Below are 386 nucleotides of genomic sequence, written 5' to 3'. Positions count from 1 at the left end.
GAAAAGGACGATGGCCGGCGCTGCGAGGTCGGGGAGGAGGGCGAGCTGATCGTTCGCGGCCCCACCGTGATGCTCGGCTATTTCGGCCAGCCGGCGGTTACCGGGAGCTATCGCACCGGCGACCTCGTCAGGCAACTGGACGATGGCAACTACGAGTATCTCGGTCGTCGTGACGACATGCTCAAGGTTCGTGGCTATCGCATCGAACGGGGCGAGGTGGAGGCCGCTCTGCTGGCCCATCCGCGGGTACGCGTGGCTGCGGTGATCGCCGCCGGGGGCGGCATGGACGCCGCGCTCTGGGCGTTCCTGGTGCCAAGCGATGGCGAGGCAGTCTCGCTCATCGAACTCAGGCGTCACTGCGCTGAGCGACTGCCGCGCTACATGAT

1 pseudogene is annotated in these 386 nt (G+C 66.8%); it reads left to right on the top strand.

The features are described from left to right. Positions 1–386: pseudogene (locus tag FMN52_RS00040) on the top strand (AMP-binding protein); the annotation flags it as partial.

This window comes from Marinobacter sp. BW6 (assembly GCF_008107725.1).
Taxonomy (GTDB): domain Bacteria; phylum Pseudomonadota; class Gammaproteobacteria; order Pseudomonadales; family Oleiphilaceae; genus Marinobacter.
This window is presented reverse-complemented; position numbering and strand designations above follow the sequence as displayed.